The following is a 26,520-nucleotide window of genomic DNA, read 5'->3' as shown; positions in this document are numbered from 1 at the left end:
TTAAATTTACACAAGTGAAAATTTCGCAAACAAAGAGTGCTATACAGCTAAATATCTACTTCTAAATTGACACTATATACGCCCTAGCAATTTCGGCTTATCAAGCGACTTCAGCAGCTTCCAATTTGATTATACCATCAGCCTCCATAAAGCCGTCCAAATCGGGATAATTATATCCCTTTTTAACAACTTCATTTCTAAAGGCAAGCCACAAAGCAGTATGCTTAGAAACATTCCCTACTTGTGTTTTGCTATACAGGCTTGCAAAAAACTCACCTATTCCACCTGCATTTAATATCTGATTAATACCATAAGTTTTATTTCTATACACGCCCTCGAATACCTCCGTCAATTTTTCATCATCTAAAAAACCAGCGTATTTCAGTAGAATATTGACCCCATTCGAGTAGGCCGAATCAAAACTACCCGATTTAACAAAGAACTCAATAGCTTGTTCGAGTAAGGTTACCGATGGAGAGCCACTTAATAAGATACTAGAGTCGACCCATTTGATATCATCAATAGAGCTTTGAAAGTAAACCTCAACACTAGGAATTGCTGACGCTACACTACTTACCCTGTATAAAACCAGCTCCTTTACTGACATGTTCTCAATGACTTGCTCTAACCTATGCTGAGTAGCTTCCTCTACATACCTCCAAAGCTCAGGCATCTCACTCAGCACTGGAAGTAATCTCTTAAGGGTCGCATCTGAAGATGCTGCTAATGACTTAATCAAATTATCTCGACAAGCAGATTTAAACGCCTCTGAGTTTATGCGGTTAATGGCTATTAAGGCTGCTGTTATCTGGAGCAACACCCCTGAAGCCATTGAATCTTCATCATTAAAAAGGCGCTTGAATAATATAATAGTTAGATTACGAATAGCAGATTCTTTCACACGCCCCAAGTACCTTTCAGAACTTAAGACTTCAAACGCCTTTGTTTTATTTTCAGGAAATGAAATAGAAGTGATAAGCCCAAACATCTGATGAACAACAACCTTTCCTTTTAGTGGAGCGTTAGTCAACAGATAGTTAGCAGCTTGCACAATGTAAGATCTAGCCAACTCAGGAGAAGGGACAAACTGGCTACCATCTGTGGAAAATGTTGGGTGAGAACATATATTTCTATCTTCTTTAACTCGTTCTAAATGAGTTTTCTCTATCAGTGAGATAACCCCCAATTCTTCATGTGCTATTCGTAATATATCATTCTCAAAGTCTAGCATTCCTCGTACATCACTTGGTTGAATAGCATCAAGTTTCACTTCAAGTTTGGCTGCGGCAGCATCCCCACCTACACTCAATTCTTTTATTTTCTGGATTACATCGACACAAATTGATATCCATGTAGATGTTACTGCTGCACGATATGCACCTGCTCGATATGCAATCACAGCTTCTCTTAAATACTCTTGTGAATATCTATTTCTTACAGATTGCAGCAACTCGTCCAAATCACTTAATTGTAAATTCATTCGTTATTAGTCTCTAAGGTTGAAGCTTAAATAATTTCAGGCATGTAGTATTACGAAGCATTAATCACCTAAAGCTTTACGGTGCTTTGCCAAATAACCGTTAGCATTGTCAACCTTGCACTTTAACTCTGCTAGTCTTTCATTAAACCACATGTATTCATTTAGGTAGGGTAGATACTCTTTCTTCAACAGCTCGACACACCAAGGCAAATCATACAGCTTGTAAAGGGAAGCTAAATCATGAAAAAAAGCGTGATACCCCATTTTATAGAGCATCTTAATTGTTGCTGTAACTATATGATGTCCAATACCATATGAACCAACAAACGATGATATTTCAAAATCATCACGCTTAGAAGCACTAAAAATGTCGTTCTTAACTTTGGTAAATATCTCAAAAATAAATGTTTCATGACGAGCATCATAGATTGAAAAAAGTTCTAAAATTTCATTCTCAGAAAGATGTTCAATCAACCGACTTATTGCATTTCGTTCTTTCAACATATCATCCATTACGGCTGATACATCTATCTCCCCAAGACTGTAATTACCCTCAGAATTATAATATTCTTTGAATGAATCTAATGACCAAAATTCAAAAATCACATTACAAAAGGTCATAAATGAATCAATGGTTAGATATCTGAATCCTACTTCTTTTCTGACAATACTACTCAGGTATTGATTTGAGCCAACGATGTCTAATAGCTCGCCATATTCTTTATTAGACATCGGGTAGTTAGCCTTAACAGCATCACGATACTCATACAGTTTAATGTCACCATTTGGTGATAATGAATTGATAAGCATGCATACATTCGTGATGTCAAAATAGGATAAGGAATTAGTTTGCTTCGCCCAGCCATACTCGTATTTAACATCTTGAATGAGTGACTCTAGAAAATCAAATATCTCAACTAATGGTTCAAACCTAAGCCTTAGAATCACAAAATTAATCAGTGGAGTGTTAGCCAAATGCACCTTACTGTCGTTACTAGCAGGATAACGAAAAGTTTGGCCTGTAGGGTCAATATTAGCGATATCATCGACATAACTATCTAGAATAGAAATAACCTCATCAAACCGACTATCGATGATGGGAGCATATTCTTTAATAAGTAGCCAAAGACTATTAATATTATGAGTTATTACTTGGTCAATTTTAGGGAAAATCTCCAGGTATCCCCTTAAAGCTGGCTCAGCATCAAATTTAGCCCCCCTATACACTGTAAGTATATGAGTCCGTTTGGTTGATAACAGCTCTAAATCAGTCCATAACTTTTTTAATCTAAGCTCAACCGAGTGCCTCATATTAAAACAAACAGGATAAACAAGGTAATCTACAGAGTGTTTAAACTCTTTACTCTCTAGAGCAGTATTAATGAGCAAAAGAGATGCATTAGCATATCCTTTTGCATAATCGGTATTGGATCTCGGCTTACCTTCTGGCGCAGAACTTCCATTAAAACCAACCGTAGCATTTAACCTGCTAATGGCTCCGCTAGAAAATGTATTGTTCTCATATCGTTCTTTCATTTACTACCAACGACCTCTTTAGCTATATCAATCTGAAAGCGATACTAAATATGGAAACAGATTGTCAGCCTACTTACGGTTAAAATTTGCTTTTGCTTCCGACAAAAAACTCTCATTTTCAGTAACCCGCTTCACTACTTCACGAACCGCTAAAGGGGAATAGATGTGTTTATTAGCAATGGATTGGTAAAAGTGATAGTCGTTGTTGTCCATTTTCCACTTGAGCTTCTGTAGGCAGGATTGAAAACAATTACGGTTAAAATTGGGCTTACCTCCCTTTCTTGCAATAAGGCAACGATTCAACTTCCCCTCATCGAAAGTGCTTTCCAACTCCACATTAATAGCCTTAATTGCATTATCTTGAGTTAAAGGGTGCGACTCTTCAGCGTTCACTGTTTTATTGATAATTAGGGCATTTTTTAGATTCTGTAAGTCTTCTTTATTCCCGCTTGCATTGGCAATAATCGTTTGCCCATCCTTGGCATACACTAGAGAGACGTTAATGGGTATTGCAAATTCAATGTCGTTAGAGTTTTTAATTTCCTCTTCAGCGGCCATAGCCAGCTCCAGAATGTCATCTGCCGCTAAGCCATAATTTGTTTTGAGAACAGAAGCTGGAGGGAGCTTGAAGTCGCCAACTAAAGAAAGCATGCCGCTATGCTGTGCATGAAGGAAGGGGGTATCACTAAACTGCTCAAATTTTGCCGAGTAGTTCAAGACTCCCGATTGGAATATCCTAGAGGCTAAGCCTTGTAATTCTGGCATCAGCAGATGAACGGCTTTATCCCTCCAGCCTGTTATTATCTCGATATTCTTTCTAATTGAATCGTTACCTTTAAATAGTCGATCCAAAGAGACTCTTAAGGATATGGTTTCTCTAATGCCTTTTTTTGATGGCGGCTTGTAGATACTATCTTCGCCATCTCTTTCAATTAGTATTGCCTTTATCAATTGCTCCCAAGACATAGAGAACAAGACAACAAAACCATCCAGCTTGTTTTCCAATGACGGCCTGTTGTACAACTCAAGCGCCAACATCATGTTGTCACGAGACTTCTTCAGCAATGCTTTAGCAAGACTAGACTTACACTTATGACCAAGCTCTTGATAGTGTTTACTTTGTGACAACCGCTTTTTGAACTCAACAAATTTGATGTCGAGCGTATTTATAGCTTCAAATTCATCAACAGCTAATTTAACTACAAACTGCGTTATTTGACCTTTACCAAAGTACGTTTTAAATGTATCAGGCTTCCAATTAGTAGCCTTGATTACTTCGGCCTTGTTAAAGGTTTTCGATAGCTTTTGCTTTTCTCTTAAAAACTCGAAGAAATGTTGCTGAGCCGTATTTTTACCCATATTTACATCCTTGTTTACAGTAATAGGCAAAGCCTTCACCCTTTACACTGAAGGCTTTTTTACTAGTAGAGATTAGGCAGCTAACCTTTCTTGTAAACGAAGACTTTCATAATAGTCTTCAGCTAAAGCTGTCATCTTAAACTCAACATCCATCCCATCAATATTATCAACAGCCTCTTTTATAGAGTCGAGATCCACCTGAAAGAATTCCTTCCTAAGATTTACAGCATTAACCCGTAATGACGTAAATGTTCGATGAAGAGCCGTTTCAAGTGCTGGAGCATCTTCAGCGTATATCATTGCATGCACATCGAATGGGAACGGTACGCTTGCATCGCCTAACTCTTTGACACGATCCATAGGCTCTAAACGCCTAGTCATCCCAATTTTGTATACATCTTCTCCGAATGAGCCAATATTACTAATTACATAAACATGACCCTTTCGAGTTTGCTCAGCCATACTCTTAGCTCGACTTTCTTTAGCCTCAGCTTCCAATAATTGCTGCTCAAGTTGGGCGATTCTAAGTTCTGCGACAGACCTTTCACTTTCAGATACTTCAGATAGCTCTTTTCGTGCTTTATCCAGTAAATCCCTATACATTTTTTCTTCTTTTTCAGCTTCAGCAATAGCTCGTTCATATTCCTTGATAGCCCGTTGTTCTTCCCTTATCTGTTCCTTAATTAGCTTTTGCTCTGCGACTTCTTCCTGCTTCTTCAGTGTGTATTGATATTGAAGTTTACACTCTTCAAACTTTAGCTCTACGTAACTGATGTTAAAGCCACACTCTAAGGTGGCTGCCGATTTCTCAAGAGTGTTAGCAAGCTTTTCTATGCGTTCCAAAGTTCGACCAAAACTACTTGGGCTAACCTTACCAATAAGAAAATCACATTCTGTATTAAATGCAGTTAGCATCAACTTGACTTGCCCGTCTAGAATCTTTTTATTGAACGATTTATCATTTGAGATGATTGTCGTATCAGGGTAAGTGACTGCTTCTTTATCTTTAATCATTTCTTTTTGCTGAACCCTGACATCTTTGATTTCCTCAACAAATCTAACTGAGGTCTCATAGAGGTAGTCAGGCATTTCAAAATGGCCGCATGTCGTATATTCATCCAAACGAGAATATAAATCTAACATTCCCATTAACTCTTCCTGCTCCACACCAAGCTTAGATATGCTTAACACAAGCTTTTCTTCATCAGCTTCTAACTTAGAAATCGCTGACGTATGCAACTGAACATTTTCTAATAACTGCTTTTCATTTTTCTTAAGTTCTTGTAACTCAGCAGTCTCTACTTGCACACGCTCCAATTCTTTGGAGTCATCATCAAGCTCAATTTTAACAAGTGCCATCTTTGCATTTATTTGGTGCAAAGCTTCATCAATACTTTTGTGTTCATCGAGCTTTTGATTAACACTATTTTTATATTCGTTTAGTTTTTTATTGAAGTTATGATTGGCAACGAAATAGCTAATAATTACGGCTAAAACAGCTATAGCTATAACGATAAGGAGGTTGTTATCCATAATGACTACCTTAGTACTGCATTAATAAATTGTTTACGTAAAGCGGCTCTTTCTGAGCATCTCTCAGCATATTCTTCTTGGGCATCAATAAGCGAATCTTTGAACTGTTGCTTGGCTTGAGCAGCATTTAACTTTTCAGTTTGCTTAGCTCGACTAGCCCTATCTTTTTCCGCACTAATTGCATCACGCTCCCGCTCCCTTAATTGCTTTTGATACTCCCTCTCAGCTTTAGCTTGTTCCCTAGCGTTTGCCTTTTGCCTCCGCTCAGTATCTCTAGCTGCTTGCTTACCAGCCTTATCAATAGCCTTAACAACTTTAATAGCTAACCTTAAACCGCTCCCTTTTCTAGCCAACGCCTCCTCCTTACGCCTATAACTGACAACTGAACACCCTTTCCTATGTAAGCACACTTACCCATTCAAATTCTACGCAGTGCATAGCAAAAACAGAGATTTATGTTTCTAAAATAAAAATCGACCATGAGCCTTGCTGTACTTGCTTATGATGAAGCCAGTCTTGGAAGCCAATTTGAGCTACAACCAAATGACTAATAAAGAAAACACTTAATCAATTGAAAATACTGCTTATTTATGAAACTGATGGTAACATGTCAAAAATTAGCCAAACGAAAAGGAATTTGAAATGCTAAACCTCCTATCTACCTCACTCAAAGCAGGCTTTGGGCTTACAGCTATAGCAACTGCTCTCTTTTATTCTATGCATCAAGAGTGGTTTAGCCTTGGGATTTTTTCCGATCTAACAGCTCAACAGACCTATAACGCATTTCTTTATAGCTTAGCTGCTACCTTTGTTGCATTTGTCTTACTGCTCATAGTTCACGTTAGCTCTAAAAACTCACCAAGCAGAACAACACGTGCAACTGGCAACTCCGTTGCTGTTGATAGCTCTGGAAGTCATAGCCCTGTAACTATAAAGAAGTAATCAAGATGAATTTACAGAGGATAGGTGAAACTCAAGCTTCGGATAACGGAATTGCGATAACCAGCACTGGAACGGAGAGTCCCGTTAGCATAACTATCAATAAACACGCAACCTCCTTACCTTCCATTTTGATACCATTATTAGATAAAATAATTTCTGCTTACCAACCTCAATACGAAGAAATAGGTAACACCACTGAAATACCTGATGTTGAGGATAAGATATCTTATAACTCCGTAAAGATATATGCCGATGACATAAGGGAAAACACAGGCTACATGGCCTTAATAGAAGGTATACTTGACAGCATTGATGACCAGAATCCCAATGCCAAAGTCACTTTTTTATGGGCAATAAATAAGAAGTACAAAGGTTGCAAGAGAAAGCTATTTCTAGATAACAGCATTGACCCTTCAGATAAACCAAAAGCACAAGAAATAATATCAGCCAATGCTGACAAAATTATTCATCAGGTGGCGACAACCATTATTAGCTCTTGCTCTGGTCACATAAATGCTCCCATCGAGTTAGTAGAAGCAGCGCAAGAACTCATTGTTTGTTATGGCTTTATTAACTGCCAAATATTAGAGAAGCCACAATGATCGCATCCAATTTTCAAACACCAAAAAAGAGTTTGTTTGTCATTGGTGGCAACATTCTTGGCATTCTAAAGCTTTATCAATTTGAGTCTATCAACCCAATAATATTGCTAAACAAATATAATAGCGAACACGAAACCTTATCATTTTCTTATCTAATATTTGGACTCGACTGGCTATTTATCACAGGTTACATAATCCTAACAGATACAGGGGACATAAAGTTATGCAATTAAGAAACCTAACTGTATCTGAGGGTCACAGAGTAATTCGTAACATCGATTTTCAAGATGGAATTAATATCATCACGAGTAAAGATGATGACGGCAACCAAGTAGGAAAAAGCACTACATTAAGAGTTATAAATTTTTGCCTTGGATCTAATGGCGATAGTATTTGGAAAGACCCAGACTCAAAAACTGTAAACGAAAGTGTTTATCAACTGGTTACAGGAGGCCTGCTTACATTCACTCTAAAACTAAACGTTAACGGCATCGACTACTCGGTAACAAGAAAAGTAGAGGCTCAGCTAACGAAAAAAGGCACTCGATTAAGACGCCTTAGCTGGATAAATGAACAAGAGTATAGCTCTCAAGATAAGTTTAAAACTGCGGTGGCAAAAATATTTGGTTATGACGTTGAAAAACCTTCCTATAACAGCGTTAAAAGTCGATTCGTTCGTTTAGATAAAGGCTCTTCTGGAAACGTATTTAGATTTAATTCCTTTTTTACAAGCAACGATGAATACACATTAATATACTCCCACATTTTTGGGTTCGATGGACATCATGAGCTAACTCAAGAATTCGAATTAATTCAGGAAATAAAGACTCTTCAGCTCAGAAGTAGCTTCCTATTAAATGGCAGTAAAGAGTCTGAGCTTTCAGATAAAGTATCCTCGATTGATGATGCTCTAGAACTTTTATATTTACGAGAAGATTCATATGACATTACAGGCATACAGAATGAAGCAATTGAGAAACTAAGAGTACATCGTAGTGAAATCATCACATTGTCAAATGAAATCACCAACCTAGAAACAAAAGAAATATACAATCAGAGAACAATAAAAAACTATCGAACAAAAGTTGCTCATGTAGATTCGACAGCGATAAAAGCGATTTATGACGAAGCACTAACTTTGGTTCCAAACCTAACTAAAACCTTTGATGAGGCGGTTGAGTTTCACAACGCTATATTTATTAAAAAAGCTCAATATGTCGAAAAGCAATCAGGTATTTTAAACTCAAAACTAGCCAGAGTAAAAAATCTTTTAAACCAACAGCTTGGTCTTGAAAAGAAACTATTCAAATCTCTTTCAAATGAAAGCCATCTAAGCGGATTCATTTTGATAGAGCAGGCTATTCAAGAAAAAAGGGAAGAGCGGGGGCGATTAACTTACGTCTTAGATGAAGTCTCGCTTATCAGAGATGAGGTCAACGGGAAGAATAATAAAATAGCAGAACTTAGGGCTATGCTAGAATCGTATATGGGTGAATTAGCTACAAATCTGACTCGCTTTAATACTCCTTTAAAGTCCATCACAACAAAATTGTTTAAGAGTTTTAGCCTGCAACTCAAGGTAAATTCTGAAGCGAACGGTTCATTAACATTTTCCACTGTAAACGAAGACAAAGTTTCTGGTGACGGCGCACCTAGAGCGGCATCAATGGCCTTTGATATGGCGATGGTTGAATACGTAAAAGAAAGTAAAGCCAAACTGCCTCAGTTCACCTTACAAGATTACCTAGAGTCTATAGACGAAGAGAAATTATCAGAGCTAATGATACTTGCTAACAAAAGAAAAATTCAAACGGTCATCTCAGTTTTAAATGATAAACTTCAGTTGGTTGGGCATGAATTCGTAACACAAAATAGAATTTTAGAATTATCAGTAGGAGACAAGTTCTTTAAAGTATAAACGATGAGCTTAGATAGTTACTTTGACAACAAAAGAACCGAACCTAGAAAGCACTTTTAAATGTGTGAAGAGGTTTACTTTTTACTGGATCAAAAAAGGCTCCTTTAGGAGCCTTTTCTGAAAATATTATTCGCTAACCTAGACCTTCTTTGAGTGGATCATGGCGCTCACACATGATGACTATTCAGTCAACAGATCAAACTTTAACAAGACTTTACTTTGCCGTCAACAAATAAGCGACTGGAACAAAATGACGACTATCTCATTATGATCAAAAAAGGCTCCTATTCGGAACCTTTTCTGAAATATTATTCGCTAACCTAGACCTTCTCTGAGTGGATCAAGGCGCTCACACATGATAGCAAGCTATCTTAAGTTAATTATACAACTAATTATAACTTTGTCAATTCTGTGATAAAGTTATAACCATCAACACATTAGAGACCACATTGTGACAATTCAATCTATAATTCAATCCATCTCACAAGAGAGAATAGCAACTTATAAAAATTCTCATTTCAACAATGATGAAATCGAATGTGTTGGAGGTTACTTATGGAACAAACTCTTATGTTCTAACCTTCTTCCTCCCTTACAACTCATTGAAGTATCTTTGCGTAATGCCCTATATTATGGATACATTGACAGTGAAGTTCAGCGTCTTGTTAATGAAGGTAAAAAAATCGAAGAAGCAAAGGCTTTAGTTGATATTTTGTGGTTTAAAACTGAAATTGAGAAAAATACATCCCCCGCTGAATCTAAGAGACACATTGAAACCGCAGAGAGGCAACTAGTAAAGCAAAATAAGCCTATTACAGCTGATAATTTAATATCAAAGCTACCATTAGGTTTTTGGATTTCATTTTGCAGTACCGCCTACGATGTCAACCAAACGACTAACCTACAACTCTGGCCAACGCTTCGTAGTATAGTTTTCCCAAATGCCATAAAAGAAGATAAAACCCCTCTAAGTATCAAAAAAATACGGGACAAACTTGTATATATCAACTCTATTCGAAATCGTTTAGCTCATCACGAACCAATGTGGAATGATAAAGAACACTATTCCATTGAAAATGCCGTCAATAAAACAGCAAGAATATATGCAGACTGTCTTACTGTTATCAACTGGATTAATAGCTCGAATTTAAAGCTTATCAAATTACTCGAAAACGACACCAAGTATGCAACACTCTGTGTTATTGGAGAAATCGAACGTTTTAAACAGCTACCCAAAGAGATGGATAAACTTGAAGATTTAAATGCTGAGGAATGGCTTGAAAGTGTAGAGTTAGACTCTCGTCATAACGGAATTGTCATCTTTAAACATGAAGCCAAAAACTTTTCTTTGGTTAAAAGTAGCAAAGACAAAAACGTGTTTTATCTTCCTGCCCGTTTATATCCTAAAAATCAATCGATTAAAAAGGGAGACTTAGTAAATTTCGAACCTGTCGCAAATAAGCATGATAAAAGTAAACCAAAACTTAAAAGTCTATGTTTAGGCCATATATAACTCATCATGCGACTCAATTGATAAGTTGGAAATAAAATGATGCTAACTAATGAAACCATAAGTTAGCATCTATATAATTAACTTCTACCTGAAGAAGCCTTCCTCAATAATACCCCTAATAACTCATTGACTGAATATTTTGTTTTCCCAGAGTCCAGACCTGTTTTTACTTGGACTTTTGCTTGTTTTTTATTGTTCATACTTACCTCTTTTTAACCACGTTGTAATAAAATCAGATGTATCTTTGCTCACTTTTGCGTTTTTATGGCCTCGAATTTGGTCTAAAGTAAAACTGCCATCTTCTGCTAATTTAAGCCCGATTGTGGCTCGCTGCGGCTTGGTGACTCTGTATGCACAGTACCAACCAAAAAAGATATGATCGAAATATGCGCCTATGCAGTGCTTTAAAGTAATTCCTTCCTCACTCAGCTCTCCTCTATTCTTAATCGCTTCAATACCATCAATATCAGGGAGCGGGAATAAATGAAAAGCCATCTCGTACTCTTCGACAGGTATGTCTTCGATAGTTTTAGAGTTCACTCTCAGAACCCATCGATCATGCAACGCTTGAAGCTCTTCTAACCCCTTCAAGGAGCTAATTACTCGCTTTTCATTCTCTACACCTAAAGTCGCTGCAAGCATCAAGCAATCATCAATCAATGAAATAAAGCTCTTCCTTTTGACTCTTTCGAGATGGCAAATACTTCGCCACAAAACGGTTGAAATAAGCCAAGGATGGGCAGTGGCAACTTTGATTGTCGCATCAGTTATCAGTGCTTCGTGTTGAAGCGCATCGCTGTTAGGGTTAGCTCTCAGGAACTCCAACAATCTATCTATCTGCGGTCTATCAAATCGCTCACAGGAATACTTGCTAAGCACTTTCAACACTTTCTTTGATGCAGACATACCAAGTATCGGCAAAATCTCTCTCTGAGCTTGTGAAGCGACTGCAATCAATGCTTCTTGTCCCTCAGTGTTAAACAGCAATAATGCGAGCAAAGCTGGTCTCGCTTCAACAAGCTCGAATATGCATTGATGCTTACTTGCCAGTTGAAGCACATAGGCCGATTCATCACTAAAAAGAAGCACGTTAGCCTTGAACGTAGAACTCAATTCACTCCACCAACCAATGCTCAGCTCATTATCAGTTAGACAAGCCGCTAAATTTATACCTGGTGCGGAAGTTTGAGACTCAAAAATGTCATCATTGACAGCAACGCTCCATCTCAAGTTTTCATCCCAACTCTTGAAATAAATTCGATACCGATTGCCATTACACTCCCCCGAATCTAAGAGCACTTCCTCACTATTAATCGATTTAACTGAGAACACGCTTCCCCTCCAACAGTGATAAAATACTTGAATAACACTCAAATGTTGACGTGGTATAGCACTGAATTTATCTGAGCAAAAGCGCTGTTTAGAAGTAAATATCAGTTCAAAGAACGAAGGTGTTGAAAAAACTGGGTAAAATGAAAATTAACTTTTATGCACTAGTTGAGGAGGCTTATAGCTATTGCTGAAGCAGGTAAGCAAGATGAGTTTGACGCTTATGATGAGCACTGAGACTTCGCACTGACTTTTCAAAGCATTCCTGTGAGCCGACAATGTGCAATTCATCCTCCGAACGAGTGACGGCTGTATACAACCAAGCTCGATCCAGCATCTTTGCGCTACTAAGTGCGACTATGACTCGCTTAAACTGAGAGCCTTGAGCCTTATGTAAAGTGATGCAGTAACCAGCTTCCAACGAGTCAAGAAGTGCTCTAGTTATAACAATTTCGTCATGGCTATCATCTAGTTTTACTAAGCCATGGCTATCTGCTGTTTGTGCCAATGAGGTCAACCGACCAAGGGAGCCATTTTGAACACCTGCATCATAGTTATTCTTGGTGAATAACACTGGGTCGTTCAACAATAAATCGGTTCTATATCGCTCTCCGAATTCTTCAAACTCTAATCGCTGAGCGCCAGTGTTAATATTGTTTTGGCATCGGATATTGATATCTAGAGTCAGCTTCTTAGTTGCAGCAACAACCTGACTGCAATGAGGACTCAGTGCATATAGCTCAACACATTTAGCTGCTACATCATCAAGTGCAACATCATGAAAGTGAATATGACCGATAGACAACTCTTCAGGGACTTCACCATCTTTGATTAATTTCGAATAGTGAGGAATCCCCGAAGCTGAATTTTGTCGCTTAACGATGTCTAACTCAGTGTTCTTGATTACACCAGACTTAACAATGTCAGCAAGAATCAAACCCGCACCGATGGGTGGCAATTGATGATAATCTCCAACAAAGAGGAAGCGAACAGCAGGATTGGTATGAGCAACAATTTTATACATGGTGGGCAAATCAATCATGCTAGCTTCATCAATGACTACTACGCACTTAGAGTCACTTTCAATCGGATCTTGCCTTAAAAACGCAGCAATTGTTGATGTGGTAAACCCAATACTTTGATGCAGGCGCATAGCAGCTCGACCTGACAAAGCAATCGCTTTTATATCAAACCCCATATGGTTATAGGCTTTTAATACTGTTCTGAGTACGGTCGTTTTACCCGTACCAGCTCCGCCTGTAATACAGGATACGCTTGCTGCCAACGATATGAGTACTGCGTCAGTTTGCTTTGCTGTCAAGTCGTAGGGCAACTCTTTGCATGCCTCAACATAAGCTAAGTCAAACTCCAAACTGGTTCCATCCTCCCTGCCATTTAGAGTTAGCAGCCGCTTAGCCACTACCTTTTCCATAACAAGTAAAGGCGTATGATGATAACTTCCTGTCTCGCTGTCGATGAAATAAGACTTACCAATGTCAGCAATTTTTAACGCTTTAGATGCTAATTCTTTGCTACCAAGCAAAGTCCATACTGAGCGATGTATATCTTGATGTGCGGCAACTGTGTGACCTCCACTTTTTGAGTGCTTTTTAAGGGCGTACTCAACAGATCCAATCAGTCTTTTAATGTCATTAAATGGAATGTCGAAGCTCTCGATAGCTATGTCATCAGCAGCTTTGAAAGGCATCCCGAAAGTCACTAACCTATAAGGGTTATCGATAATCGACTGAACCGAATTCTCTTTGTGATATTTGAATAGTTTCTGTTGGATATATGGCGGGATTTTTCTATCAGAGAACCACGTTGAGTATTTTAGATTGGCGTATTTTTGAAACCCGTCAATCAAGCTCTGAGCGGATTGTTCAGACAAAATTTTAGTGAGCCTACCGATATCTTTTTGCTGGAGAATATTAAAGATGCTTCTTTGGAAGGCTTGCCAAAGCTCTCTGGCTTTTACTTCACCTATGCCCCTAAAGTCTTTTTCTTTGGCAATAAATCGAATAAAATTCTCACCATCATGGGGCAGAGTAACTTCACAGCGCTCTGGGTCTATGAAATGGTGCTCGTTCACCTTGAAATCACCATGAGCCGCAATACGACTCGTAGATACTCCTGTTATTCGCCAATGTTGCCCTACCGCAGGTTTTATTGGCAGCAGCTCAGGCTTAGTCTTAACGACTACAATATCTTTTCCGCTAGTTCTAACGAATCCGTCACTAACGATTGGAACACCTGAAAAGCATGCCCACTTCCTGCTGTACACCCACACAGAGGTGATTCTAAGATCGGCAACTTCATTCATAATTCATCAAGCCCCAGCTCGTGAATTACTTCTGAAAGCTCTTTAAAGCGCTCTAGCTGCATTTTTAACGTCAAGATCTCCTGTTCTAGCTCAGCAACACGCTTTGAGTCTTGTGAGCGTCTTAAGAGGGTTCTATCGTGAACTTTAGGTAGATCTTGAACTGAATTTGCAGCATCAGTCAGTTGAGGCAATACACCTCGCTTTCTTAAGCCAACTTCAAGCTCATCTAGCAGTGCTCGCACCCTAGGGTTTTGAAGCAGGACAGACTTTGCACAACCAACACCTTTTGAAACCTCAACTCGATTTAACTGTCCACGGTGAACAATCTGACGAAAATCATCATCTGTCATAGTGCTTGACCAGCTAATAAAGGCTTCTAAATTCTGTTGTGCTTTTTGCTGTCCATTAGCCACTACCTCACCCTCCTTTGGCTCGATTTACTGCTGTTAATGGTTTATTTAAGACATCAGCTACATCATCAAGCCGACTGACCCGAACACCATTCAAATACGCATTGTACTGCCAAAGAATGAATCGCTCTTTGTACCTTTTGTTCTCATTTTTTAAGATTGACACTTCAGCTTGAAGCTCTTTGACTTGTTTTTTCAGATATTCCACCGTCACGTCATCAGAGACTCTCTGAACCTCATGCGACTTAGTGCGCAACTCTTCTTTTCGCTCGCTATAAGCTTTTTGAATTGCAGTATAAGCCGCTAAGGATTGGCGCTCCACTTTGTCAACCTGAAGCTCTCTGGCAATCCTTTCGCACAACAGCCCCCACGTTAGCTTCCCCTCCCAAGTAAGGATAAGCTTCAGAACTGTATTAATATTTGCTTGTGTAATTACAATTTTCGGCATCATTACAACCCTAGCAATTTATACACATCATCATCTAATGTGATTGAGTCTGATTTCTGAACTTCGGTGTCATAACCCTTTTCCAATAGAACCGTTTTAACAGGAGAAGGGTCAAACTCTTCAGGAATGCGGATCGCAGCGCCATCAGGCACCCTGTCGTCTTCGAGTAAGCGAATTTTGGTTCGAATATGAGAAAGTCGCCAACCCAGAGAACTCACCCAGCGATCAGTCCCAAACGCCCCCATTTCATGATCTTTTCCTGCTTTATCAAATTGCTCTTCAACTACTTTTTCTCGTTTTTTAAGAAGATCTAGCGATGATACGAACCCCTTAATGCATACAAGCTCTTTGCAGGTTTCACAGTCACCACTGCGCTGACAAGGCATCATAGAGTAATCATGCTCACATACCCCAAACTCAGTGACGATAGCGATACCCAGCATGTCCTTCCTGCCAATATCTTCATATGACACGGGTAAATTTACGTTGATTTTATCAAGAGCATTGGCATCTTCTGGAAGCATCAGACTTCTGGCTGCATCACTTTTCTCATCTTCAGTTCTATGGTCATAGTGTTTGTTATCAGAAACCTTTGCACGACCAGCCCAATTAGCCAAAGTTAGTTCATCCATACCACCACGCTCAGCCATAGTAGATAGCCAGTGACGGGCATTGTGGCTCTGTAACGAAATTGGAGAGCCATCTGATTGCTGGATGTTTAACTTTGTCCAAAGGGACCGCTCCCCTCTGGCTCCAGACTGCACAAAACGATCATTGATATGATTTACCGTGGGTAAAACAAAAGAAAAATTACGAGGAGAGAAGTCAGCATGAAATTCATTTTCTCTATGTAACAGCAAAGCTTCTGAAGCTTTGACTTTTGAAGCTTTGTCGATATAAGGCCAGTTATTCAACTTGGATACATAAAAGTCGTAAAAATACTTCCCAAGCAATTCATAGGTAATTTCACCACCTCCTTCTTGATATAACTTACCAAGCCACTTTGTCTTGTTGTACATATGAGAAGGGCGATCCATTTCCATAGCTATTGCAGCAGCCAACTCCAGATAATCTAAAGCCTTATCGTCTTTAAAGGAGGTAGGAGTTAAACAGTCTTTGTGACGCATAAAAACATTCGGATTTTCTTCTGCAAATTTTGCTGCCAAACGTGCTGACGCACCAATCCTCTCTAGCCTAGCAACAGCTTCAACAACCACATCCTGCATAACGGAAGGAACCCATTTTAACCCCGCCTTACCGCCTTTTGCTGGGTTCCAGCGAATGCCGAGCTGACGTTTTCCAGCTCTATCCTCTTCCCACTCTAGACAGTTAACAGGTAAAACCGTCAATTCTGAACTGCGAGAAGGTGCAACCATCAAGAGTGCCATAACGGCGCTGTAATACTCGGCTTCGGCACCCAAATTGGGGGCATCATTGAACAGTTTAGAAACCAACATCATCACTTCATTCGAAGGCAGTTTTTTAGCCTTATACTCCTTTCCCTTCTCATCCAAAGCGATAGTTAAATCTTTTGGTCTTGCATAAGGGTTAGTCCATTCGGGCAGAGAAGGCGTTATTTGTTTGGAGCGACAAAAGTCTAAAATCCTTTCAATCTGATAGCCAATTTTGTTCAACGCTACTGAGCTTGGGTATCTTTCAGAAAGGACATTAGTTAATGCACTAAGTACACTTCCATCTAGAGCAGTAATATCAGCTACACCTTTGACTGAAAGCAACGACTCTTCCAAGCCTCGTAATGCTTCCATATAACGCTGCAAGTTTGAAACTGGGTTTAATGAATAGAAGTATCGAATGTAAGCTTTAGCGAAGTAGATAAATGGCTTTGCCATTGGTTCAAAATTGTAACTTGTAGATGGCTGCGTATTAGTAGAAAAGCGAGCATTCACCTTTTTATTAGATTTGCCATAAAAAGTTTTCCAATTGTCACCTTCCCAACACTCTTCACCAAAAGCGGTTAACTCATCCCGACAAAGGCTAACAAACTCGTTTAGGTTTTCTTGAGCCGTATGAGCTGACTTTGGTTGAAACTGAACAATATCACTCATATCACGCCCCTCCCTTTCTCACTTTAATTTCATCACACATACTAACGACTTGTTCCACAGCTAAAATCAAACGATCTTTAACATTTGCATACTGAATGCTGCCTGTATTTTTCAATCGTTGTTCTTTTTCTTTGTAGAGGTTTTCTAAAAACTGTTCATGAGGCGCTTCTAACAGTGGACGGAATTTGTGGCAGACGTAGCATGACTCGTAACCATTTACGCAAAAGCTATTTGTACCACAAGCTCCAACAACTTCATTTTTGTCATTTGGAATTCGAGCTGTAGGGTCATCACCTCGCTCACCATCTTCCAATGTCTCAATGACTCTACCCAAAAACGCATTGGCATATCGAGCCAATTCTTTACCGACAGCTTTATCAATATACTGAACAGTATCAGCCGTGTTCTCAGTATAAACTTTGGCATTTTGACTATCGGATTGATCTAGAGCTTCGGCAATTATATTTACACCAAAGCCTTTGCGACCGAGGTTGGTTCCAAGAGTATTTCGAAACCTGCGAGAGGTAATGTGAATGATGTCACCTGTGCGTTCTGAAATTGCCCTCTGCTTTTTTGCAAATAAGTTCATCAAGGATTGCCCAAGATCTTTTGCGGCTAGGTGCATCACATCTAAGTCCAATATGTCAGTAATTGATGCACCAGAAGAAAATAGATGACGACAATAGCTTACATCCAAAAATAGAGGAACTTTACGCTTATGTTTTTCATCCAAAGTTAATTTGAATATTGATTCAACAGCAGCGATCTGAAGATCTAGCAAATTCTTCAATATGAGATACAAATCCTCGGTAATATCTAGTCTATTAAAAGCGCCTCTAAAACCTATTCCACGTTGCTTTGAACGAGGGATGTTGAGGCGATATGACCTTGCACCTTGAATAGTATCTTGGAGCAAATCACATGCCTTTAATTGGCGTAACTGAATAGGTCGTCTCGCAGTTGCTTGAGTTAAACTGACATATGCATAGCATTCCAATGAAATATCTTCATCACGTAGCAAACGATTCAACTCATCGTTGATTGCTAATACTTCATTTTCAGTAAAAGCCCCCGAATACGGGCAACGATTAGCAATCGCTACTCCTTTTTCATTTCCTGCTAATCTTAAACTTCCTAGCAACTCTACTATCTCAGCAGGTACGCCATAAAAGCCATAATCAAACCATCTGATTAATAGCCCTCGCATGTTGCCTAGTTCCCACTCCCTGTCTTTTCCTAAATGCGCCTTCCAATTAAGAATCACGGTAGGTGTCAATCGAGTTGCTTCCGTAACTCGAATCATCCTCCGAAAGAGTGCATACATAATGCAGGTATGTGAAGCTGATAGCTCTTCAGCATATCTAGCTAATGTAGACCTAAGCCCTTGAGACGTTCGAGTCTCCATATTTAGAACGTTTGAATGAAAAACAAGAGTTCTATCTTTGTTTAGCATCCATCTATTTGAGTTTGAGTCAAAAGTGTATCCATCTTTTGAAATCAATAAATTAGTTGATTTTGCGGGGAGAGCACCATCTCCAGCTTTCCATATTCCATTACTCATTATTCGTCCTTGAGGTTCCGTTTAATTTTATCTTCTAATTCAATCTGTTCAGCAAGTATTATTTCCATTGCTTTTTCTCTTATGTGGCGTTGATTATAAACGTCTCCAGACTTCTCTGAGCTATGCCCCATAAGAAATTTTCGCATCTTAGCTTCCTCTTCAGGAGGAATATTGCGACCCTCTTCAGAGCTATTAATTTTATCTATTCGCCTTGAAAAATCTAAATTCCATTCATGCCTAAAGGTGTGAGCATGGATAACAGAAAAACGCTCATCAACAGCTTTCATCTTTGAGATAATATCGCTACTAAAGTAGCTGTAGCTAATTGGCTGGCCTTGAGTTTCACATTTTCTATGAGTGATAAACAAATAAGGGTGTTTAGCAGAATTTGGAGTTGATAGTCGTTCATTTACAATATAACTATCGAGCAATTGCGCAGTCTCTTTCGCAATCGGAAATTTGCGCTCTTTGGTCTTTGAGACTGGTTGATAAATTCTAGGGTCGTGCCTGTCATCGTGTTTTCGTCTTACCCAAATAAAAGGGTTATCCCCGTGCAGTTCCAGATATGAAATCTCTAGCGATAGCACCTCGCCACGTCTAATACCCGTTTCTCTCAACAGCCTAAAAACTAAATAGTTTCTCAGTTTTACTATCGAATTTTTGAAGGGGTTTAAGGAATTTTCAAGATTGGCGACATCCATAAATTCATCAAGCAGTCCATCAGGTAAATAATTTGAATCTAGTTCTTCAGCCACATTTCGACCACGACCTTTGGGTCTATGCTTCTTTAGCGCCTTAGACATACCATCTATATCTTTCGTTACTTCTGGATTATTGCGAAGTTGATTGGTTACTGTGGCAAGGAAATGTAGATATGCAGCAATAGCAGTTATTCTGTTGTACTGATGATTTTGACTAACAGAAGCTACTGTAGTCGTTATGCTAGCAGGACCATTCAGGTTGATGACTCTGCGTTTTAACTTAGCTTTTCCCATATCATGATTTTTTTGCTCAATTGCATTAAGCTTCATATGGTCACGAAGGCTTAAGATATCTTCAACAGTTAAGAATTGTGCTTGTTCAAACTCTTCGGCCAAGCATCGAGCATGCTTCTTTTCCCACTCGAACAGCCATAGAATTGCCTTAAGCCGATTGACCATAGTGTTGAAGGCCATCTTGGTACGGAGTTCTGTAGTAACATATAGAGTGACAAATAAATGAGGCATACCATCCTCACCCATCAAAATAGGGTAACGCTCTCCATTTTCAAATATCAGTATATCCAGCTTATACATCATCACTCCTTTTCTGACATAATTTTTAACCGCAAGTCTAATATAGTACATATTTAGACAGTCAAAAGTGTCAGAAACAAAAAAGACCAGCCGTATGGCTGGTCTTCTTAGCGTAGTAATGTCTTTTCTGACACTTTCTGATTAACCGTCAATCAGAACGGGATATCGTCATCCCAACCATCATCCAAATCTGGAGTCACGTTTTGCTGTGGCTGTGGAGCAGGACGCTGCTGAGGTGCAGCTGGTGCAGCTTGAGGCTTAGGTGCATAACCACCTTGCTGTGGCGCTTGGTAACCGCCTTGTGCTGGTGCTTGTTGCTGTTGTGGTTGCTGGTAACCGCCTTGTGCAGGAGCTTCCTGAGGCTTAGGTGCATAACCACCTTGCTGAGGAGCTGCTTGCTGTGGCTTAGGTGCATAACCACCCTGTTGAGGTGCTTGCTGTTGTGGCTGCTGGTATCCGCCTTGTGCTGGTGCACCAGGAGCTTGACCTTGACCACGACCGCCTAACATTTGCATTTGACCGCCTTGATCGACAACCACTTCAGTGCTGTAACGATCTTGACCACTTTGGTCTTTCCACTTACGGGTCTGTAGCTTGCCTTCAAGATACACTTGAGAGCCTTTACGTAAGTATTCACCCGTGATTTCGGCCAATTTGCCAAACATCACTACGCGGTGCCATTCTGTGCGCTCTTGCTTTTGACCTTGTGGGTCTTTCCAAGATTCACTTGTCGCCACGGTAATGTTGGCTACGGCATTGCCGTTCGGCATGTAACGAACTTCAGGATCTTGTCCTAAATTACCTACCAAAATTACTTTATTGACACCACGACTGGCCATTGAAATCTCCTGCTAAATTTATAAATTTTTACTAATCGACAGAGCGTAACACAGCTCTGGCTTCTCTCAAATCGAAATGCTCATCTACTTTTAAATAAGCGACTTTCGACACAAAGTGAGTTGACTATAAACGATGAAGATAAGAAGTAACTAAATGGCGAATTTTAAACAGGTTAAGGAATTTAAACTCTGTCATTAGCAGCTACTTCCCTCAAGATTATCAAATAATATCGACTAAATATCATAGACCACAAAATGATCTGCTTTAGATCTCCTATCACTCAGAGAAAGCTAATGAGTACAGCAGACAGTAAAAAGCCCGAGTCATAACACTCAGGCTTGTAGATATTACCAATTTAAGTTTGGCTATCAACGTTTACAGTCCTTTTGATCTTTGAGTGCAAATGGGTTCTCTATACATAGATTATGAGCCTGCTGCATATATTCACGCTGCACCGCCTCTTTCTTCGATTGAACTTCCTTCTGCTTATGGTAAAGCGCCAAACGCTCATCCAATTCAATCTCCACTCTTTCTGACAATGCCACCTGACACTCAAAGTCAGTACTAGCACAAGCTATCTCTGCATTAGCAGAGCTGGCCAGTACAAAACTAAGCATGATGACTGGCAATCCAATAGCAAGTGCATTTGCGATTTTAGATTTACGTTGACTATGAAGTGGTAACTTCGGCAGTAAAACTGAGCGCGAAGCAATTGCTTTATAATTAACAGAGTATCCTGTTAATTCCATGATGTTCCCTTAATTCGGTTTAACGTTATAAAAAGATGGTAAGTTATTGGTGGCAACTCATTAAAGTGACTCTCGATGCTTTCCCTTGTATAGAATTTAGAGCATCGAGGTACCATTAACTAAGAGCTGTTGCGATTAAAACTTGTACGTTAGACCAATAACTGTTTTTGTTTCCCACTCACCTTTCAAACTATCTGATGATGGTACTGCTACTAATTTAAGCTCCGCTGTATCAGCGCGGCCCGCTTTTAAGTACACATTGAAATTGTCTGACACTTGGTAACCAGCGACGGCGAACACTTCACGTTTCTCATCTTTGAAGTCTTCAAAGCGATCTTGAGTGAAAGAAGCTTCAACACCGGCACTTAGGCCATTGTCAAAGATGTAGCCAGTACCTATTTCGCCACGGTATTCTTTAACAGTGCTATTGGTAAAAATTTCTGCCCCTGCAGGCGTATAACCCGAGAGTTCAGGTGTTGGACCTTGAAGCTTAAGACGATCTTTGCGCATTGCACGACCTTCTACATAGGCATAGAAGTTGTCAAAGTTAGTTTGTACCTTGATACCGCCGCCTAAACCGCCTTTATCAAAGCCTTCACGCTTACCATCTTCTAGGTTACGTTCGCCAGAGTATGCCGTTTCAGCTGCAAAGAATGGGATAACCGATACCGCGCCGAAGTTGAAGTCGTAACCTAGTTGGGTTTCAACATTAGCGTGCTTATCTTGAGTGGTATATTCAGCTTCAATTTTACCAGTGAAGCCGTTTAGTACTTCTGTATTTGCACTTGCAGTGCCTGCAGATAGCGCGAGTAGTGTTGCGATAACGATTGCTGACTTTTTCATAATGTTCATCCTCATTGATTTGATTTTTAAGTTAATTAGCAAATAGAATTATTTCGTAAGCTTGCTAAGTGAGGCTATTTTCACATTGAAAAAGTAATTCGTTAAACCATGTAGTATAGGTAAATCGAATAGGTCGTTCGATTGAATGGTCGAAACAGTCAGCTCTGATTCAGATTAAATCTGATACTTGCGCGTCAAAGAAGGTAAACCGATGAAATAGCTAATAGGGCAATAGAACATCCGACATTTTTTACAGAAGGGAATATGAATCAAGACTGATTTAAGTAGTCTTACTAGATATTATTGAGTATTTACTCGCGCTTAGGCTGCCAATGAAAAATTGATGTGAGCGGTGAATATAGGAGTGACAGGCTACATAGCTTTCCAGCTTAAAAAAGTACATTTCATCAACACTAATTTGGCCACATAACCTCTTAATACCATCTTTATAAAACCCACAGCTATCATTGGCGACGATTGCGATTTGGGCCCTCATTTTGAAGGCCAAAAAGGGCCAACTGAGTGGCCCTTTTAACTGACTGAAATATGAATCCCTAGATCCATTCAAGTGTTAGCGATAGTGCGGACTCTATTGCTGCAGCTTGATTTTGTGCTCAACGAGAGTAGCCAGAGCTCCTGTTAAAACTACAACTCTCACTTATTGTATTAGTACGCTAAAGGAAGAGGCTTAAAGAACTCCCGAGTCCGCTGTAGTATGACGAAGAATACGCCGTTATTCCAAATCACTCCTTTAAGCTTACATACTGAAGCATTTTAGATTATTAGCGATGCCCAATCATTTTGTACTCAAGTATGATTACTTTAGTATTCTTATGCGGAAAAGGAGCAACAAAGCTCCTTCTCAAATAAAAAGTTAGCAGGCAACTACCAAGCCCCACCAAACTGCAAATACATGGTCCACTCTTCTGGCCCTTTGGCAATATCTATACCGGTTCTTAAACCAAGTTGGCGTGCTAGCAGATATCTAAAGCCAGCTCCTTGAGCATTTTGCCATTCAGCCTGATTAAAACTTTGATCGTTATTAACCGCTTTACCGGTGCCAGCAAAGCCGAGTATTGTCCATCGGTCATCGATGTCATAGCTAACTTCAACTTCAGCAAGCGCTGTATTGTCAGCTTGATAGCGCATTGCCGCCATGCCGCGCATATCAATAAAGGGCTTAGCGTAAAATGGTGCACCTTCTGTGGTTGATTTAGCATCAAGTCGCATAGCAACGCCCCACTTTGGTGCCACTCGATGATAGGTCTCAACAAATGCATGATAATCCTGATAGTCAAAGTCACCACCAACACCTTTGCCATGCATATTGGCTTTGAGACCCGCTTTGGTTCCTGTCCTAGCTGAGAATTGGTTATCACGACTATCGTATGTGACCTTAAGGCCTACGTGTGCGTCATTACTGTCCAGTGCGAGAGGATCGACGCCAGGCAGCATCGAAGACATATCAAAAGATGCTTCTGAATTCATATTGACGTAATCAGCACCAAGAAAAAAGTTACTGCCCGCTATTCTAAAATCAATATCTTGAAAGAAGTACAGCCCTTTTATATTGAAATTGTTGGCTTGATCTGATGCTTCACCATAGTATTTTAAGTTAAACTCAGCACCAAATATGCCGCCTAAGTAACGTATATTATCGTCTTGCCAGTTTCCAGAGTGGAACACGCCAACAAGTTTACTGCCGTTACTCGTCGCTGCACCGACAACACCCGTGACACTGGGTGGAATATTAGTGACTTCATCCGGATATAGTTCACGCTTAGCCTTCTGTTCATCAGTCTCATGGAAGAACAACAACGCAGCACCACCGCCCGTCCCTACTGCCGGCTCAGTAATAATCAGTGGAATAGGCATAAAGCCTGCTGAGTTATCCAAGATCCACTGACTTGCATCTATACGGCCATCTTTAGGATCAGTAAAAGCGTCCATAAAGCTTGCAGAGGCAAGACTAGGCAACATCATTAGCGATATCGCGGCTGCAGTTAAAGCGGGTTTAATACTACGATTGTTCATGTTGACTCCCCCAAGGAATACACGCGCAGAGATCACTAGGCGCGTAAATTTGACTATTAGTCGTTAAAGATAATGTCGTCGGCGATAGCATCTTCAATTGCCATATCATCAAGCTCATCCATGATTAGGCCATCCTCAAGATCTCGCATGTCTCGCTGACAGCGGTCACGCTTGATCTCTCCTTCAATAAGCCCGTCAAGTGCACCAACTGCAGCACCAATTTGTGCTCCACGCATAGCCCCGCCTCTACCATCAGCTATTGCACCCAAGCCGGTGCCAACGAGACCACCTTCTAAAGCGCCACCGACCATCTCTCCTAATGTATCGTCGCAGTAATCTGCATATGAGCTAGTCGCTACGCAAGTAAGTGCAAGAGTGGCTGTCAGTAATAGATGTTTAAGTTTCATAGTCGTACCTCATGTAGTTAGTGTGTAAATCTTGAGGCTATTTTACTCAACAAAAACCAATACAAGGAGTTGGTTATCATTCAAAAATCGAATAGGTCACTGAAGCGAATAATGACATAGAGGTAAAGCACACTTGCATTGTTGTGAGCTATTTATATGAGTGCTGTATTTGTCATAACATTTTTATGAATAAGTATTATTGAGAGAGTTTAGAGATAGGAGGCCTAGTTGAAGCTAAGCCTGCTTTGAAAAGAAAAATTATCAGCATGTAGAGGAGAGGATAATCATAGCTATAACATCACTTCTGCTGAAATAATCTTAAAGCCTTTTAAGTCCTCGCTTACTGCGCGGCGTGTAACTTGTACTTTAGCGCCTTGAAGCGTTCTATCATTGACAAAAACTTTGTCTGTTAGACGCTCGCTGGTGTGCTTATTCTTGTGCTGATAATTAAAACTGTATCGCACTAGATAAATCATCAAGGGTTCTCCCATCTTAATAAGTAAGGCTTCTCAGTACTGCCTATTTTGAGAAGCGGCCTAACCCCAAGTCATGATGTTTGCTAAACCTTGCTTTGCCAGCCTTCTTCATTTAACACATCCATTTCTGGTAGATGTGACTTAAATAAGCTGAAACTCGCTGTACAGAGATCTAAGTTCATGCAACCGCTAATTCCATCAGCAGACAATCCAACGGGTATTAACACCACCTGCTTTATACCAGTACAAAATAGGAAGACTAAAGACGTTAGCATCTAATGAACTCTATCTAATTGTTTAAATTTAACAAACCTTAGTTGGGATCTCTTCTTACCTTATCGGAGTTAGCAAACTTTCCTAAGTTAGTAACTATTGGTGAAACGAATACATAAAAGCTTGATTGAGCTAGTCCTCAAGATGCTATTCGTTATTCGAATACAATGTAGTTATTGGTATAAGTATTTTGATTGGATAATAGCCGTAGACAAACATTAAGGAGCAATAAAATGTCAAGTAAACACTTAAGTTCACTATTAAATAATGTTCTGCAACAGCAGCAAAATCCAAATAACAAAACAGATAAGACAAACATGCTAGATAAGGCGGTAATTTTCATTACAACTGTCTCTTTATTGTCCTTTTTTGTTATTTATGAAACGATGCTAGATGAACAACTACATATCCAAGCATTGCTGGAGAGTTTTTTACTCTAGTAGCTCTAACTACAATATAGGTGCAAAGCTCAACTCACCTGAGTTTTATTAACTTCAAAGTTAGACAAATAATATGTGGCTAAATAATAAAAATAGTCTGATAAAAACTTAATAACACACAAGTTTATTATTAACTTCTTACA

26 protein-coding genes are annotated in these 26,520 nt (G+C 39.6%); 6 read left to right on the top strand and 20 right to left on the bottom strand.

The genetic code is table 11. The features are described 5' to 3' along the window. Positions 1 to 100 precede the first annotated feature (100 nt). The 5 genes from CXF82_RS20685 to CXF82_RS20665 all read right to left on the bottom strand — a co-directional run bounded on the left by CXF82_RS20685 (position 101) and on the right by CXF82_RS20665 (position 6,261). Positions 101 to 1,480, bottom strand: a complete 1,380-nt coding sequence (locus CXF82_RS20685) for a hypothetical protein (protein WP_102044872.1) — start codon at positions 1,478 to 1,480, stop codon at positions 101 to 103. Between the two features lie 60 nt (positions 1,481 to 1,540). After that, positions 1,541 to 3,016, bottom strand: coding sequence for a hypothetical protein (locus CXF82_RS20680; RefSeq protein ID WP_102044871.1), 1,476 nt, complete (start codon positions 3,014 to 3,016; stop codon positions 1,541 to 1,543). A gap of 69 nt (positions 3,017 to 3,085) precedes the next feature. After that, on the bottom strand, positions 3,086 to 4,375 hold the full coding sequence (locus CXF82_RS20675; protein WP_102044870.1) for a DUF3644 domain-containing protein: 1,290 nt from the start codon (positions 4,373 to 4,375) through the stop codon (positions 3,086 to 3,088). 72 nt (positions 4,376 to 4,447) lie between these two features. Then, positions 4,448 to 5,908, bottom strand: coding sequence for an SNIPE associated domain-containing protein (locus tag CXF82_RS20670; protein WP_102044869.1), 1,461 nt, complete (start codon positions 5,906 to 5,908; stop codon positions 4,448 to 4,450). Between the two features lie 5 nt (positions 5,909 to 5,913). Beyond that, complete coding sequence (locus tag CXF82_RS20665) at positions 5,914 to 6,261, bottom strand: hypothetical protein (RefSeq protein WP_102044868.1); 348 nt, start codon at positions 6,259 to 6,261, stop codon at positions 5,914 to 5,916. A gap of 289 nt (positions 6,262 to 6,550) precedes the next feature. Here CXF82_RS20665 and CXF82_RS20660 point away from each other — a divergent pair, with 289 nt between their 5' ends. The 5 genes from CXF82_RS20660 to CXF82_RS20640 all read left to right on the top strand — a co-directional run bounded on the left by CXF82_RS20660 (position 6,551) and on the right by CXF82_RS20640 (position 10,883). After that, complete coding sequence (locus CXF82_RS20660) at positions 6,551 to 6,850, top strand: hypothetical protein (protein ID WP_102044867.1); 300 nt, start codon at positions 6,551 to 6,553, stop codon at positions 6,848 to 6,850. 5 nt (positions 6,851 to 6,855) lie between these two features. Beyond that, the gene (locus tag CXF82_RS20655; protein WP_102044866.1) at positions 6,856 to 7,452 is read left to right on the top strand and encodes a hypothetical protein; all 597 of its coding nucleotides are present in this window, start codon (positions 6,856 to 6,858) and stop codon (positions 7,450 to 7,452) included. After that, positions 7,449 to 7,685: an ABC-three component system middle component 6 gene (locus CXF82_RS22725; protein ID WP_102044865.1), complete on the top strand. Its 237-nt coding sequence runs from the start codon at positions 7,449 to 7,451 to the stop codon at positions 7,683 to 7,685. The genes CXF82_RS20655 and CXF82_RS22725 overlap by 4 nt, the downstream gene beginning before the upstream one ends. Then, entirely contained in the window at positions 7,676 to 9,370 is a 1,695-nt protein-coding gene (locus tag CXF82_RS20645; RefSeq protein WP_102044864.1) for a DUF2326 domain-containing protein, read from the top strand. Before CXF82_RS22725 ends, CXF82_RS20645 begins: the two co-directional genes overlap by 10 nt. Before the next feature lie 451 nt (positions 9,371 to 9,821). Next, positions 9,822 to 10,883 carry an Abi family protein gene (locus CXF82_RS20640; RefSeq protein WP_180961240.1) on the top strand — a complete coding sequence of 354 codons (1,062 nt, stop codon included), beginning with the start codon at positions 9,822 to 9,824 and terminating at the stop codon, positions 10,881 to 10,883. A 77-nt stretch (positions 10,884 to 10,960) separates the two neighbouring features. Here CXF82_RS20640 and CXF82_RS22685 read toward each other — a convergent pair whose 3' ends face one another. From CXF82_RS22685 to CXF82_RS20570, 15 genes are all read right to left on the bottom strand, one after another. Next, positions 10,961 to 11,083 carry a hypothetical protein gene (locus CXF82_RS22685; RefSeq protein ID WP_257982835.1) on the bottom strand — a complete coding sequence of 41 codons (123 nt, stop codon included), beginning with the start codon at positions 11,081 to 11,083 and terminating at the stop codon, positions 10,961 to 10,963. Beyond that, on the bottom strand, positions 11,073 to 12,215 hold the full coding sequence (locus CXF82_RS20635; protein ID WP_102044862.1) for a PcfJ domain-containing protein: 1,143 nt from the start codon (positions 12,213 to 12,215) through the stop codon (positions 11,073 to 11,075). The genes CXF82_RS22685 and CXF82_RS20635 overlap by 11 nt, the downstream gene beginning before the upstream one ends. 181 nt (positions 12,216 to 12,396) lie before the next feature. Further along, a complete protein-coding gene (locus CXF82_RS20630) occupies positions 12,397 to 14,535 on the bottom strand; it encodes an AAA family ATPase (protein WP_102044861.1) in 2,139 nt (712 codons plus the stop codon). Beyond that, entirely contained in the window at positions 14,532 to 14,948 is a 417-nt protein-coding gene (locus tag CXF82_RS20625; RefSeq protein WP_102044860.1) for a VPA1267 family protein, read from the bottom strand. Before CXF82_RS20625 ends, CXF82_RS20630 begins: the two co-directional genes overlap by 4 nt. 4 nt (positions 14,949 to 14,952) lie before the next feature. Next, positions 14,953 to 15,393: a hypothetical protein gene (locus CXF82_RS20620; RefSeq protein WP_102044859.1), complete on the bottom strand. Its 441-nt coding sequence runs from the start codon at positions 15,391 to 15,393 to the stop codon at positions 14,953 to 14,955. 2 nt (positions 15,394 to 15,395) lie between these two features. Next, a complete protein-coding gene (locus CXF82_RS20615; RefSeq protein ID WP_102044858.1) occupies positions 15,396 to 17,459 on the bottom strand; it encodes an integrase in 2,064 nt (687 codons plus the stop codon). Between the two features lies 1 nt (position 17,460). Continuing rightward, positions 17,461 to 19,020, bottom strand: coding sequence for a site-specific integrase (locus CXF82_RS20610; RefSeq protein ID WP_219621797.1), 1,560 nt, complete (start codon positions 19,018 to 19,020; stop codon positions 17,461 to 17,463). Further along, on the bottom strand, positions 19,020 to 20,315 hold the full coding sequence (locus CXF82_RS20605) for a site-specific integrase (protein WP_180961239.1): 1,296 nt from the start codon (positions 20,313 to 20,315) through the stop codon (positions 19,020 to 19,022). The genes CXF82_RS20610 and CXF82_RS20605 overlap by 1 nt, the downstream gene beginning before the upstream one ends. Positions 20,316 to 20,467: 152 nt before the next feature. Continuing rightward, complete coding sequence (gene ssb / locus CXF82_RS20600; protein WP_101092463.1) at positions 20,468 to 21,154, bottom strand: single-stranded DNA-binding protein; 687 nt, start codon at positions 21,152 to 21,154, stop codon at positions 20,468 to 20,470. Between the two features lie 369 nt (positions 21,155 to 21,523). Then, positions 21,524 to 21,904, bottom strand: a complete 381-nt coding sequence (locus tag CXF82_RS20595) for a hypothetical protein (RefSeq protein ID WP_102044856.1) — start codon at positions 21,902 to 21,904, stop codon at positions 21,524 to 21,526. Between the two features lie 135 nt (positions 21,905 to 22,039). Continuing rightward, positions 22,040 to 22,747 carry a hypothetical protein gene (locus tag CXF82_RS20590; protein ID WP_102039557.1) on the bottom strand — a complete coding sequence of 236 codons (708 nt, stop codon included), beginning with the start codon at positions 22,745 to 22,747 and terminating at the stop codon, positions 22,040 to 22,042. A gap of 885 nt (positions 22,748 to 23,632) precedes the next feature. Next, positions 23,633 to 24,781 (bottom strand): BamA/TamA family outer membrane protein, encoded by a 1,149-nt coding sequence (locus tag CXF82_RS20585; protein ID WP_180961238.1) that lies wholly within the window; start codon positions 24,779 to 24,781, stop codon positions 23,633 to 23,635. 56 nt (positions 24,782 to 24,837) lie between these two features. Beyond that, complete coding sequence (locus CXF82_RS20580; protein ID WP_102039556.1) at positions 24,838 to 25,188, bottom strand: hypothetical protein; 351 nt, start codon at positions 25,186 to 25,188, stop codon at positions 24,838 to 24,840. A gap of 290 nt (positions 25,189 to 25,478) precedes the next feature. Beyond that, positions 25,479 to 25,667 (bottom strand): hypothetical protein, encoded by a 189-nt coding sequence (locus tag CXF82_RS20575; protein WP_145991709.1) that lies wholly within the window; start codon positions 25,665 to 25,667, stop codon positions 25,479 to 25,481. Positions 25,668 to 25,747: 80 nt separating this feature from the next. Next, positions 25,748 to 25,939 carry a hypothetical protein gene (locus CXF82_RS20570; RefSeq protein ID WP_102044855.1) on the bottom strand — a complete coding sequence of 64 codons (192 nt, stop codon included), beginning with the start codon at positions 25,937 to 25,939 and terminating at the stop codon, positions 25,748 to 25,750. A gap of 231 nt (positions 25,940 to 26,170) precedes the next feature. Here CXF82_RS20570 and CXF82_RS20565 point away from each other — a divergent pair, with 231 nt between their 5' ends. Next, positions 26,171 to 26,377 carry a hypothetical protein gene (locus CXF82_RS20565; RefSeq protein WP_102044854.1) on the top strand — a complete coding sequence of 69 codons (207 nt, stop codon included), beginning with the start codon at positions 26,171 to 26,173 and terminating at the stop codon, positions 26,375 to 26,377. The last annotated feature ends 143 nt before the right edge of the window (positions 26,378 to 26,520 follow it).

Origin of the sequence: Shewanella sp. GutDb-MelDb, from assembly GCF_002836075.1 — a bacterium.
Lineage (GTDB): Bacteria > Pseudomonadota > Gammaproteobacteria > Enterobacterales > Shewanellaceae > Shewanella.
The sequence above is the reverse complement of the archived record's forward strand: the minus strand, read 5'-3'. Positions and strand labels throughout refer to the sequence as shown.